The organism is Tabrizicola sp., assembly GCF_051645465.1.
Taxonomy (GTDB): domain Bacteria; phylum Pseudomonadota; class Alphaproteobacteria; order Rhodobacterales; family Rhodobacteraceae; genus Tabrizicola.
Genome location: NZ_JBOFBI010000162.1, coordinates 1 through 11615, shown reverse-complemented (window position 1 = coordinate 11615; position 11615 = coordinate 1). Strand labels below are relative to the sequence as shown.

14 protein-coding genes, 1 tRNA gene and 1 pseudogene are annotated in these 11615 nt (G+C 63.2%); 14 read left to right on the top strand and 2 right to left on the bottom strand.

Annotation, left to right across the window (positions count from 1 at the left end; all coding sequences use genetic code 11):
- From ACRCSW_RS10285 to ACRCSW_RS10245, 9 genes are all read left to right on the top strand, one after another.
- The coding region (locus ACRCSW_RS10285; protein ID WP_438704803.1) for an EF-Tu/IF-2/RF-3 family GTPase at window positions 1-595 on the top strand (595 nt) is incomplete at its 5' end.
- A gap of 148 nt (window positions 596-743) precedes the next feature.
- Window positions 744-1553, top strand: a complete 810-nt coding sequence (locus ACRCSW_RS10280; RefSeq protein WP_438704801.1) for a hypothetical protein — start codon at window positions 744-746, stop codon at window positions 1551-1553.
- 80 nt (window positions 1554-1633) lie between these two features.
- Complete coding sequence (locus tag ACRCSW_RS10275; RefSeq protein ID WP_438704805.1) at window positions 1634-1984, top strand: VOC family protein; 351 nt, start codon at window positions 1634-1636, stop codon at window positions 1982-1984.
- Window positions 1985-2129: 145 nt separating this feature from the next.
- Window positions 2130-2684 (top strand): hypothetical protein, encoded by a 555-nt coding sequence (locus ACRCSW_RS10270; RefSeq protein WP_438704800.1) that lies wholly within the window; start codon window positions 2130-2132, stop codon window positions 2682-2684.
- 165 nt (window positions 2685-2849) lie between these two features.
- The gene (locus ACRCSW_RS10265; protein ID WP_438704798.1) at window positions 2850-3152 is read left to right on the top strand and encodes a ribbon-helix-helix domain-containing protein; all 303 of its coding nucleotides are present in this window, start codon (window positions 2850-2852) and stop codon (window positions 3150-3152) included.
- Window positions 3153-3239: 87 nt separating this feature from the next.
- Entirely contained in the window at window positions 3240-3635 is a 396-nt protein-coding gene (locus tag ACRCSW_RS10260) for a VOC family protein (protein ID WP_438704796.1), read from the top strand.
- Window positions 3636-3680: 45 nt separating this feature from the next.
- The gene (locus ACRCSW_RS10255) at window positions 3681-4205 is read left to right on the top strand and encodes a Twin-arginine translocation pathway signal (RefSeq protein ID WP_438704794.1); all 525 of its coding nucleotides are present in this window, start codon (window positions 3681-3683) and stop codon (window positions 4203-4205) included.
- Window positions 4206-4217: 12 nt separating this feature from the next.
- A complete protein-coding gene (locus ACRCSW_RS10250) occupies window positions 4218-5783 on the top strand; it encodes a GMC family oxidoreductase (RefSeq protein ID WP_438704793.1) in 1566 nt (521 codons plus the stop codon).
- Window positions 5784-5964: 181 nt separating this feature from the next.
- Complete coding sequence (locus ACRCSW_RS10245) at window positions 5965-6750, top strand: hypothetical protein (RefSeq protein WP_438704791.1); 786 nt, start codon at window positions 5965-5967, stop codon at window positions 6748-6750.
- 6 nt (window positions 6751-6756) lie between these two features.
- Here the strand turns inward: ACRCSW_RS10245 and ACRCSW_RS10240 are convergent, their stop codons facing one another.
- Entirely contained in the window at window positions 6757-7131 is a 375-nt protein-coding gene (locus ACRCSW_RS10240; protein WP_438704789.1) for a DUF2798 domain-containing protein, read from the bottom strand.
- On the opposite strand from ACRCSW_RS10240, the gene ACRCSW_RS10235 reads away from it, so the two are divergent.
- Entirely contained in the window at window positions 7130-8431 is a 1302-nt protein-coding gene (locus tag ACRCSW_RS10235) for an LPXTG cell wall anchor domain-containing protein (protein ID WP_438704787.1), read from the top strand. The genes ACRCSW_RS10240 and ACRCSW_RS10235 overlap by 2 nt on opposite strands.
- 38 nt (window positions 8432-8469) lie before the next feature.
- Here ACRCSW_RS10235 and ACRCSW_RS10230 read toward each other — a convergent pair whose 3' ends face one another.
- Window positions 8470-9339: a hypothetical protein gene (locus ACRCSW_RS10230; RefSeq protein WP_438704785.1), complete on the bottom strand. Its 870-nt coding sequence runs from the start codon at window positions 9337-9339 to the stop codon at window positions 8470-8472.
- 126 nt (window positions 9340-9465) lie between these two features.
- On the opposite strand from ACRCSW_RS10230, the gene ACRCSW_RS10225 reads away from it, so the two are divergent.
- From ACRCSW_RS10225 to ACRCSW_RS10210, 4 genes and pseudogenes are all read left to right on the top strand, one after another.
- Window positions 9466-9541 (top strand) — tRNA-Trp (locus ACRCSW_RS10225).
- 309 nt (window positions 9542-9850) lie between these two features.
- Window positions 9851-10942: an alpha/beta fold hydrolase gene (locus tag ACRCSW_RS10220; RefSeq protein ID WP_438704783.1), complete on the top strand. Its 1092-nt coding sequence runs from the start codon at window positions 9851-9853 to the stop codon at window positions 10940-10942.
- 256 nt (window positions 10943-11198) lie between these two features.
- Window positions 11199-11390: a preprotein translocase subunit SecE gene (secE, locus tag ACRCSW_RS10215; RefSeq protein WP_438704781.1), complete on the top strand. Its 192-nt coding sequence runs from the start codon at window positions 11199-11201 to the stop codon at window positions 11388-11390.
- 157 nt (window positions 11391-11547) lie between these two features.
- Window positions 11548-11615, top strand: a pseudogene (locus ACRCSW_RS10210) (transcription termination/antitermination protein NusG); the annotation flags it as partial.

Here is an 11615-nt window from a genome sequence, read left to right as displayed (position 1 = left end):
CGAATACATCCCGACCCCGGCCCGCGCTATCGACCAGCCGTTCCTGATGCCGATCGAAGACGTGTTTTCGATCTCGGGCCGCGGCACGGTTGTCACGGGGCGTATCGAGCGCGGCGTGATCAACGTCGGCGACGAAGTGGAAATCGTGGGCATCCGCGACACCAAGAAGTCGACCTGCACCGGTGTCGAGATGTTCCGCAAGCTTCTCGACCGTGGGGAGGCTGGCGACAACGTCGGCGTTCTCCTCCGCGGCATCGACCGTGAGGGCGTCGAGCGCGGCCAGGTTCTGTGCAAGCCGAAGTCGGTGAACCCGCACACGAAGTTCGAGGCTGAAGCCTACATCCTGACCAAGGAAGAAGGCGGCCGCCACACCCCGTTCTTCGCGAACTACCGCCCGCAGTTCTACTTCCGCACGACGGACGTGACCGGAACGGTTCAGTTGCCCGAAGGCACCGAGATGGTGATGCCGGGCGACAACCTGAAGTTCGTGGTCGAGCTGATCGCTCCGATCGCGATGGAAGAAAAGCTCCGCTTCGCCATCCGCGAAGGCGGCCGCACCGTCGGCGCGGGCGTCGTCTCGAAGATTATCGCTTGATGTAGGACGGGCGGTACCGCCCGCTCCACGCTCGTCAATAAGACAACACGACATCTCACGAAGGCCGCCTCAGGGCGGCCTTTTTGTTGCCATCCTCAAAGGCGAACGGGTTTCCGACAAGACAACCTGTGATCGGTACGAGTATCAGATGGCCGCATTGACCCGAAAAACGACCTGGCAGACGATCCTCATCCTCGGACTCCTGATTGCCGCCGGCTCGGCCTACCTTCTTTTCGCGCTGGTCGGAGGCAACGGCGAAAACGCCAGGGCGCTGGAGGCCGGACAGCCAGCTCCCGTCGCAATCGAGACGTTCACGAAAGCAAAGGACATCCACTTCGCGCGCGAGGTTCATGTCAGCGGCCGGATCAACCAGGAGCACACCTACGAGCTGGTCGAGCGCGACGGTACCTCGATCAGGCAGACGCGGCACATGTTCGTGCTGTTTGCTGAAAGCGATCCTGAGGACAGCAAGGTTGCGCGCGCCGTCATCCTGATTGACGAGGGTCAGTTCGCCTCGTTGCAAGCCCAGGCTCCCGGGCTTTCCCTGTCGACCGCTCCGGGCAGTGTCGATGCCGTAGTGAACGGCAGATACGAATGGATCGCGGGTCTTTCCGGGCTTGCCAAGGACGCTCTTGAAAAAGACGGGCTGAGCATGGCGCCCGAGTTCATCTTCATCGAACCCTGGTCGCGCAACCGCGAGGCTGACCTCGCCCCGTTAACGCCGGAGGTTTACTATATCCCCGCGGTCGGTGGGGCCATCGGCCTGATCCTGCTCTCGCTTGGCGAGTTCCTGCGGCGCAGAAACGCAAGGATCATCGCCGGGTTTTCGTCAGAGCAGATGTCGCTCTACCGCGCAGGCGAGGCGGCAGAGAAAGAGCGCTTGGCAAAAAGCAGGAAACGGGCGCTCCTTTACTTTCTTGCTGCGGCCGCCTTGGCTATCTGGCTCAGCAATCGATAGCAGGCCGCCAGATCGCCTTCGGAAGACGGCCTCTCGGGCCGCCTTTTTGATTCCGTCATGCGGCGCTGCTACACTTGGCCATGTTCAAACTGAACCACGTCGCCCTCACCGTCGCCGACCGCGAGAGGTCTGCGGCTTTCTACGGCAAGTACTTCGGCCTGACCGACCGGGTTCATGACGACCCGCATCTTCTCATCCTCGCTGGACCTGACGGCGGCCTCCTCGCGCTCAGCGAAGGCAAAGTGCCGCCAGCCCCGCCCCGGACCACCCACTTCGGGTTTCAGGCCACCTCGCCGCGTGCCGTGGAAAAGCTGCGCGCCGCCTTCGCCGCAGATGGCGTACCAGAGGCGGAATGGCAGGACGACGGTCCAATGCGTGTCCAGGTCTTCGACCCGGACGGCTACCGGGTCGAGGCCTACGCTTTCGACTGAGGCGAGGTAACGTGGTGGTCCTATCGGGGTGGCCCGTTGCGCGCCGGATTCCGGGAAAGCACTGTCGCGACTCCGCAAAGTCAGCTATGTTCAGGCATCAGGACTTTTTTCAACGGATTTCTTTTCAATCACAAGGTTTCAAGCCATGGCCTACAGTGCCTCCAATGCCCTTTCATTTTGCCAACGCCAGGTCGGTCGCTACCGCGACGGGGAATGCTGGACCCTCATAGAAGACGCCGTTGTCGGGGCCGGTGGCCGGTCGTCCCGCGTTCTGACCCCGCGCTTTTCACCCAACGCCTCGTTCGTCTGGGGCACGGTCACGCCGGTGATCGGCCTGCAGGCGGGTGACGTGTTGCAGTTCAGCGGCTACAGCTGGACGCGCACCACCGTCACCGAGGTGTCCAACCCCGATGGCAGCGGATCCACCAACGAGACCTTCACGACCGAAACACGCGGTGCTCCGCAGCATACGGCCATGGTCGTCCGCGTGGTGTCGGCCGGGGTTGTCGAGGTGATCGAACAGAACGTGCCCAGCCGTGTCGGCAATGTGCAGACCGTCATGCTTGTGCTCAGTCAGCCTGCGCAGCGGGTGACGACAACGCGGACCCCCATTGCCGGGGGCGGAGAGACAGTCACCACTGTCACCGTCACGGATACCGTCTCCAACCCGCCGCGCTGCTATCGACCCATCGCCGCATAGGGGCCGGGACAGCGCTGACCGTCCTGCAAGGCCGGGTTCATGGGCTTGTCGGCTATCGGCCCTGAACCTGCAGGGTCGTCTGCTGCCCCTGGTCTCAAGCTTGATTTGACAGTCCGGCTCTTCGGCTTCACAATCGCACTGCTGACCACATGGGGGGAGCCAGCGATGTGTCAGATGTTTGCCGGGCAAAACCCGGCCCGCTACGAATATGTCACGCGCCGCCTGCGGCTGAATGGCCAATCCACCTCGATCCGCCTTGAGCGGGCCTTCTGGGGCATCGTCGACCAGATGGCCGAGAAGGATGGATGCTCGACGCCCGCGTTCCTGTCCAAGCTGCACGCCGAAGTGCTGGAACAGCACGGTGAAGCCACGAACTTCACTTCGCTTCTGCGTTGCGCCTGCACCATCCACCTTGGCGAGCTTGAGCAGGTGCCGCAGCCCGGCGCCAGCCGGATCGCGGCGGAATAGGAAAATGCGTCTGTAGTACACCGCTACTACCCGCACCCGAAATTGGTCTGGTAATCTTACCACATCGGCGCCAGTTTCGGGGGAGCAATGGCTAGACTGATTCACTCCATGGTTCGTGTGCTGGAGGAAGCGCGCTCTGTGGACTTCTACAAGGTTGCCTTCGGGCTTCAAGTGGCGGACCGGCTCGACTTCGAGACCTTCACGCTGATCTACCTGTCCAACGCCGAGCAGACGTTCGAGCTTGAGCTTACCGTCAACAAGGGCCGGACCGAGGCATATGACCTTGGCAACGGCTATGGGCACATCGCGGTGTCGGTTGCGGATGTCGATGCGGAACACGGACGTCTGATGGCGGCCGGTCTTGCCCCCCGCAAGATCGTCGACTTCAGGAACGGTGACCAGACCGTCGCCAAATTCTTCTTCATCGCTGACCCCGACGGCTACCAGATCGAGGTCATCCAGCGGGGAGGCCGCTTCCTCTGAGAAGAGAAGAGCGACCGACCAAGCCAGACACAAGGGAGGAACCACATGACGAAACACGAGCTCAGAGGGCTGACCCGGCGGCAGCTTCTCTCGCAGGGCCTTGCCGCCGCAGGTGCCCTGGCAGTGACCGGGGCGGGCTTCATCGCGGCCCCCAGCGCCGCCTGGGCCATGGAGGTGACCGTGATCACCCCGGAACAGATGGCCACACTTCTGCAGATGGCGCGCGACATCTATCCGCATGACCAGGTGCCGGACCAGCTCTACGCCGTCGCGGTCAAGGGCTATGATGCCGAGGACCACAAAGTCATGGTCGCCGAAGGCGTGGCCGCCCTTGATGCCGCGGCCCAGGCTGCGGGTCACGCCAGCTATCTGGCGGCAGGGTGGGAGGAAGACCGCGTCAAGCTCCTCCAGTCCATGGAAACCACGCCGTTCTTCCAGACCATCCGCTCGGGCCTGGTGACCGGGCTCTATAACCAGAAAGAGGTCTGGCCGATCTTCGGCTACCAGGGGGAAAGCTTCTCTCAGGGTGGCTACATCGAGCGCGGCTTCAACGACATCGACTGGCTTTGAGGGGGGACGACAATGGCTACGTTTGATCTGAACGACGACCAGGTCGTCGTCGTAATCGGCACCGGCGCCGGGGGAGGCGTGCTGTCGAACGAACTGGCGCAGAAGGGCGTCAAGGTAGTGGCGCTGGAAGCGGGCGGGCGCTACCTGCCCGAGGACTACGTCAACGACGAATGGGACAGCTTCACGCAGTTGGCCTGGCTCGACGCCCGCACCACGTCAGGCAACTGGCGGGTCGCGAAGGACTTCGCCGGGCTTCCGGCCTGGATCGTCAAGGCTGTCGGCGGCACCACGACCCACTGGGCCGGCGCCTCGATCCGCTTCCAGGACCACGAATGGAAGGCGCTGACGAACTACGGCCCGGTCGAAGGGGCGAACCTCCTCGACTGGCCGATCGACGGGGCCGAGATGGCACCCTGGTACGAGAAAGCCGAGACCAAGCTTGGCGTCACCCGCACCGGCGACCGCGAGGGCCTGCCAGGGAACAACAACTACCTTGTCTTCGAAAAGGGCGCCAAGGCCCTCGGCTACAAGGAAGTCCACACCGGCCGCATGGCGATCAACTCCAAGGACTATGACGGCCGCATGGCCTGCCAGCAGACCGGGTTCTGCTTCCAGGGCTGCAAATGGGGGGCCAAGTGGTCCGCCGCTTACACGGATATCCCCGCGGGAGAAGCGACGGGGAATCTCGAGGTGCGGGAACGCGCCCACGTCGCTCGCATCCTTCACGATGACAGCGGCAAAGTTACAGGCGTCGAATACTACGACAAGGACGGCGCCTTGCAGATGCAGAAAGCGCGGATTGTTTGTGTTGCCGGGAATTCGTTCGAGTCCCCGCGTCTCCTGCTAAACTCGGCCAGCCCGATGTTCCCGAACGGGCTGGCCAACTCCTCCGACCAGGTCGGGCGCAACTACATGCGCCATACCACCGGGTCCGTCTACGCCGTCTTCGACAAGCCGGTAAAGATGTGGCGCGGCACGACCATGGCCGGAATTGTACAGGATGAAGCCCGCCACGACCCCTCGCGAGGCTTTGTCGGCGGCTATGAACTCGAGACACTTTCCCTCGGTCTCCCGTTCATGGCCGCCTTCCTAAACCCCGGCGGCTGGGGCCGCAGCTTCACCACCGCGCTCGACAGCTACGAAAACATGGCCGGCATGTGGATCGTGGGTGAGGACATGCCGCAGTCGACGAACCGGGTCACTCTCAGCGAGACGAAGGACCAGTACGGCCTTCCGGTCGCCAACGTCCACTTCGACGACCACCCGAACGATGTCGCGATGCGCAACCACGCCTACAGCCAGGGCATCGCGATCTACGAGGCCGTGGGGGCAACGCGAGCCTTCCCGACCCCGCCCTATCCGTCGACCCACAACCTCGGCACCAACCGGATGTCGGAACGGCCGGAGGATGGGGTTTGCAACAAATGGGGCCAGACCCATGACATTGCGAACCTCTTCATCTCGGACGGCTCGCAGTTCACCACCGGTGCGGCCGAGAACCCGACGCTGACCATCGTCGCACTTGCCATCCGCCAGGCCGACCACATCGCCAAGGAAATGGCGGCGGGCACCATCTGACGCAAAGCCGCCGGGGCCGGGCCCTTAGCCCGGCCCCGGATGGCGGGCGGGCGCTGCAGCTCCCCGCGGGCGCCCGCTTCCGCCGTGACGGTCCGGCCCCGGGACCGGATAGGGTTTTCATCCCTTGCTTTTTCGTTGCCCGGCGGCTCAATGGAAGCCGTTGGTCCGCGATGGTGATTTGATGATCGAACGTCTTGTCTTCAGGTTCATGCCCTGGTGGGTCTTCGCCCTTTTCGCACTTGTTCTGCTCCCCTTGACGTTCGGCATCTACACCTCTTCGCAAGAGGAGAAGGCTGAACTCGAGGCGATGCGCGCCGCGCCACAGCCCCCGATGGTGACGATTGCGTCCTTCGATCCTGCCCAGGACATCCATCCCTTGGGCGAAGTGCATCTGAACGGCATCTGGCGCAGCGATCTTGGCGTGATCGAGCTTGAGCAGAAGGGCGTAAATCACAGCTACCTGCTTCTGTCCGACGAAGATGCCGCCTCCGGTTTCGTGGTGCTTCATTTCCCGTCGTATCAGCTCGACACCATCACCGGATACCTGCGGGCCAACACGGATGCCGCAGGCCGCGTCGCGGTTGGCGGCTTCCTCGTCAAGTCGTCGTCCGACGTCAATCGGGTCGAGCAGGACCTGATGCTGCGCGGTCTTGAGACCATGGCAGTGGTCGAGCCGTTCACTGGGGACCGGATCGCCGCGATCGACGAGAAAAGCTCGACCGAGAACATCGTCCTTATCATCATGGCGGTTATGAATGGGGCTGTCGCCCTCGTCGCGCTGGTGAAGTTCCGTGCATGGCGCGCCCGTGTCGCGGCGCGCCGCCCGCAGCCTGCAAGTGTTGCCGAACCTGCTGCAGTTGCAAAACCTGCGGCGACAAAGGCAGCTCGACCCCAATCGCCAAAGGAGCCGCCGAAGAACGACTTCACCGGTGGCCCGATCGTATCGAAAAAAGGCTTCTTTCGCTGACGCCGCTTAAGCCGTCAGCCGTGCCACGATCCGCCGCGTGATCGGGGCCACCACCAGTACGGTAGGAAAGGCGATTGCCCAGCTGACCGCCCAGTTGCCCAGCCAGACCGCCACAAAATCGTCCACCCAACCCAGCGCCCGAAGCGTCGACAGGCCCGAGACGATAAACGACATCAGCCCCGACAGGATCAGGCCGAACAGGACCGGGGCGAAACGGGCAGGGATCATCAGCACCTCCACTTTCACCTCAAGATGGGCTTGCGCCAGCGTCTTCTCAACCCCGGCTGCAGCGCCGCCGAACTTCCCCGATTTCCTCTGGATGATGCCAGATTTCCGCCACAGCACTCGCCGATAGGTAGAAAAACACTGCGGGGACAGCATGCGCTTTATCATCTCTTTTCTGTTTTTCACGCCGTTCTGGATGCAGTTCCTGATCGCTGGTGGATTTGTGTACTTGGGTTTCGACCAACGCCAAGAGACCGAAGCGGCCCGCACCGAGCTGCTCGCCCGCTTGGAAGAACCGCCACCCGCAACGGTTCCGATCGCCGATTTCCAGCCCGAGGCGACCGGTGAGGCCCCGCGAGAGTTCTCCGTCTCGGCCCAGTTCGCGTCCGAGCACAACACCCGGCTGGTCGTCACGGACAAAGGCAAGACCGTGGATGAAGACCTGATGATCGTGCTTGTCGATCCTGACGCCGCCGCAGATGAAACCATCGCCCGCGCAGCCATCGTGTTCGAGCCCGAACAGAAGGACGCGATGGTCGGCTGGCTGACCGCCAACATGACGGGGGAGGGCGGAGCCGGCCCGGTTGTCACGGTCACAGGCCTGGTGACCAGCTCGTCCAAAGGTTCGCACGTATCAGACGCGCTGCGCGATCAGGGCATGATGAAAGCTTCTGACTTCTTTTATGTCCAGCCCTTCATCGACGGACGTGAGGCGGGGCTGAAGGCCCAGATCGAAACCACCAAACGCCTCGATGGATCGGCTCTTTTCGGCATCGCCGGCATTCTGGCCCTTATCGGGATTGCCAAGCTCATGTTCGGTCGCGCCAACTCTGCCGCGACCCGGGAAACGTCGCTGCAGGGCGGGGCGACCGGCGGTTTGCTGGCACCCTCTTCTCTTCACGGTCTCGCCCAGTCACCTATCGCGTCAGCCGCTTCGCAAAACGCGGGCGGGATGCCGGACTGGGCCGCCGGCCGCAACCCCGGCGAGACGGTCGCTGCCCGGTTCGCGCAATCGGCCACAACACCGCAATTGCCCCGTTCCAGCGGCCCGCAACCGGAATATCTGGAGGTCCCCGCGAACATCTCAACCGCCTCGCTCGAAAGGATTGCCAGGAAAGATCGGAAGCCTGCCGAACTGAAACTTGGCTCGATCGTAGGAGTGATGGTGCTTGTCCTTTTGGCTGCCAGCTATATGGGCGGCGAATGGATTCAGTCCCGCATCGTCGGGCAGTTCGCCGAAAACCCGATTGTCGAGCAGCTTTCGAAGGCTGAGAGCACTGCCCCAACAGCCACCTCCGAGGCCGCCCCCGTCGTGGACCAACCGCAGCCCGACGCGGAAGCAAGACCCGCGACTGGCGGGTTCACCGAGCCCTCGCTGTCGACCATGGGCCTGATGTTCTTTATCGCGCTGGGCGGGTTCATCATCGTTCAGCGCCGGAAGGCCAACCGCTTCTGATCCTGCGGGCGGCGCGGTTGGCTTCGTCCCTCGCGCCGTCATCCTCCACCTTCGCGCAGCCGCCCGGCATGCCGCATCTGCCAGCCCAGCCGCACGCCCGGGTTCGCCTTGATCTCTGACAGCATCGCCTTGAACTGGGCCCGTCGGATCATCCCCTCATGCCAGTCCGCCGCCGCGCGGACCCGCTTCATCAGCGCCCCGTCCGTCAACGTGTCAGTCCGCGCCGCCTGCAGCGCAGCCTCGGTCACCGGCTTCACGCAAAGGAACACGACGCAGACCTTTGCCACCTTCGCCAAAGGCACGAAGTGGTCCGCCAACGCCACCATCTGCGCCGAAATCCAGGGCTGCACCGACATCAGATAATCCTGCTGCACCAGGATCGACCGGCCCGGCACCAGCGCCGGAAAGAACTGCGCCGCGATATGGTCGGCCATCGCCGAACCCTTCGCCGCATCCACCGACAGAATCTCGATCGGCCCGCCCGTCCAGCGCATCTCCCCGATATCGCCGGGGTAAAGCGTCACCCGGTCACCCCAGGGCGCGAGATGCCGACGCACGAGCGGCAGAAGGTCCGCGTCGTCCGTCGCGGGCAGCGGCTCCTCCGGCATGTAGCGCGCCCAGAAGGCCCGCGAGGACCGGAACCGGTCATAGCTGTGAACCTGATACGACTGCCCCGAAACCGCCAGCCCCGACAGAAGCCGCGCCGCCGAACCGCCCGCATAGGCGCCCAGATCGACCGTAGCACCTTGGCCCTCTGCCCGACGTCCCAGCCAGTGGTAAAGCTGGCTCTCCTCATGCGTCAGCATCGACGGCACCGCCAGCCCCGCCGCCATCTCGGCGTCGCCTACGGCCGCCCAGGGCCGGGCCGCGAACTCGGCCACGATTTCGGATATGCTCCGCCCGCCCAAGCGCTGCTCCCGCTCCTGCCTGCAAGGCCAGACCCTAGCGCTGCCGATTCTGCATCGCCAGCCGAAACGCTGCGGATAGCCTCTTGATTTCCCCCGGCACCTGCCGTAACCCCCGGCCCCAGGCCTAGGGGTATAGCTCAGCTGGTAGAGCGACGGTCTCCAAAACCGTAGGTCGCGGGTTCGAGCCCTGCTGCCCCTGCCACCCAATCCACACACCTTCAACGCCCGGACCGTATCCAGTCGGCTACTGCCGATCCAAGGCGTGAACAAATCTCCATGGCAGGCCCGCGCCTCGGATGATGCAGATCAACGACACCTCCTTGCTCAGACCGTAGGTGGTCTTGTCAGGTCTGCGAAAGCTGAAGTCGGCGGCGGTCTGATCGAGCTTCGGGCCAGGGTGGTCCCGGGGGGTCGGCACCTTCATCAATAGGCGGGTCAATTGGCGGGAAGAAGCAGCACCGAACGGGCGCCAAGCGCCTCTCGTTCACCGATCCGAAAGGCGGGGCGCATTGTGGGCATCATCCTGACGGTCCTTGCGGCCATTGTCGTGGCTTTCGCCGTCTTTCTGTGGCTCCGGAGCCCCGGCACGGTCAGGCCGGTTCTGGATGCGGCGGGAGATCCGGTTCCGGGCAGCATCGCCGAGAAGGTCTTCGTGACCATCAACGGCGTTGAGCAGGGGATGTTTATCCGAAGCGCCGACCTCCGGCACCCAGTGCTTCTATTCCTGCATGGCGGGCCGGGAATGCCGACCTACGTGCTGGAACAACGTTACCCCACCGGTCTCGAACAGGACTTCACCGTGGTCTGGTGGGAACAGCGGGGCGCGGGGCTTTCCTACAGTCCCGACATTCCGCCCGAAACCATGACGGTTGACCAGATGGTCGCGGATACGGTGGCGTTGGCCGACCACCTGCGCGACCGGTTCGGCAAGGAAAAGATCTACCTTATGGGCCATTCCTGGGGCAGCTTCATCGGCATTCAGGCGGCAGAGCAGGCGCCCGACCGCTTTCACGCTTATATCGGTGTGGGGCAGCTGACCAATCAGCTCGAGTCCGAGCGTTTGGCCTATGACTACATGCTGGCGGCGTTCAGGGCGCAGGGGAATGCCGACATGGTGCGGAAGCTGGAGGCCGCGCCTTATGAGGCGACGATACCTCTGCCAGGCGCCTACATGGCGCTGCGTGATGCGGCCATCCACACGGCCGGCATCGGCACCACGCGGGACATGCGGTCGGTGATAAGCGGTATCTTCGTGCCGTCGTGGCTGGACCCCGAATACACGCTGCAGGAAAAGCTTGGCATCTGGCGGGGCAAGTGGTCTTCGTCCTCGGTGCAGTTGTGGAACGAGGTGTTGAAGACGGACATAAGGGTCGAAGTACCGAAGCTTGACGTCCCGGTCTACTTTCTGCACGGCAGGCACGACTACACGACGTCATATGCGCTGGCGAAAGCCTATCTGCAGCAACTGGAAGCGCCGGTGAAGGGGTTCTACACTTTTGAGGAATCGGCTCACAGCCCGAACTTCGAAGAGCCGGAACGGACGCGAGCCATTCTGATCAGCGATGTACTCGCCGGGGCGGCCGATCTCCGAGTTGTCGAGTAGCAGGTGCTGCGTTGCCGCCCGCAAGCGGGTGGCGGGTCTTTTCATCCTGCAGGATGCCACGGTCCCCCCGTTTGACGCGCCTGAGAGGGGCCGGGGCCGCAAACAGGGTTAACAAGACCTGACCGCATTCCCAATCCATTGATACTACGAAGATATTCAATTTGACCCACCGTGGGACACCTTCTCCCTTGCGGCCCCGCTTGAAATCCCTCTCCCAAACCCGTATCTCCCCCTCAACCCAAGTCCGGAATCCCCAATGGCCACCACGAACCCCCTTCAGTTCCTCCAGCAGGTCCGCGCCGAAGTCTCCAAGGTCGTCTGGCCCACCCGGCGCGAGGTTCTGCTGACCACCCTGATGGTCTTCATCCTCTCGGCCCTCGCGGCCACTTTCTTTCGTTTGGTCGACCTCGGTATTGATACCGCGCTTCGGTACATCATCGGCGTCTGACCGGCTTTCCCTCTTGAAATGACGGCGGGCAGGGGGTAACTGACCGCCAACCAAAGGGACACCGGCGCGCATCGATTCGGGGTGCGCGCTGTTTTTTGTTCCGGGCAATACCACCAAGGCGGGCCGAAGGGCCCCGGGCAGCAAGGAAGCAGGCAAGATGGCGAAGCGCTGGTATTCGGTAAGCGTTCTCTCGAATTTCGAGAAGAAGGTTGCCGAGCAGATCAA

Coding starts and splice junctions, on each gene's coding strand:
- ACRCSW_RS10240 (WP_438704789.1), bottom strand. CDS start 7,131: ATGCTGTCCCCGCAGTGTTTTTCTACCTATCGGCGAGTGCTGTGGCGG.
- secE (WP_438704781.1), top strand. CDS start 11,199: ATGGCCACCACGAACCCCCTTCAGTTCCTCCAGCAGGTCCGCGCCGAA.
- ACRCSW_RS10265 (WP_438704798.1), top strand. CDS start 2,850: ATGTGTCAGATGTTTGCCGGGCAAAACCCGGCCCGCTACGAATATGTC.
- ACRCSW_RS10255 (WP_438704794.1), top strand. CDS start 3,681: ATGACGAAACACGAGCTCAGAGGGCTGACCCGGCGGCAGCTTCTCTCG.
- ACRCSW_RS10270 (WP_438704800.1), top strand. CDS start 2,130: ATGGCCTACAGTGCCTCCAATGCCCTTTCATTTTGCCAACGCCAGGTC.
- ACRCSW_RS10245 (WP_438704791.1), top strand. CDS start 5,965: ATGATCGAACGTCTTGTCTTCAGGTTCATGCCCTGGTGGGTCTTCGCC.
- ACRCSW_RS10275 (WP_438704805.1), top strand. CDS start 1,634: ATGTTCAAACTGAACCACGTCGCCCTCACCGTCGCCGACCGCGAGAGG.
- ACRCSW_RS10280 (WP_438704801.1), top strand. CDS start 744: ATGGCCGCATTGACCCGAAAAACGACCTGGCAGACGATCCTCATCCTC.
- ACRCSW_RS10250 (WP_438704793.1), top strand. CDS start 4,218: ATGGCTACGTTTGATCTGAACGACGACCAGGTCGTCGTCGTAATCGGC.
- ACRCSW_RS10235 (WP_438704787.1), top strand. CDS start 7,130: ATGCGCTTTATCATCTCTTTTCTGTTTTTCACGCCGTTCTGGATGCAG.
- ACRCSW_RS10260 (WP_438704796.1), top strand. CDS start 3,240: ATGGCTAGACTGATTCACTCCATGGTTCGTGTGCTGGAGGAAGCGCGC.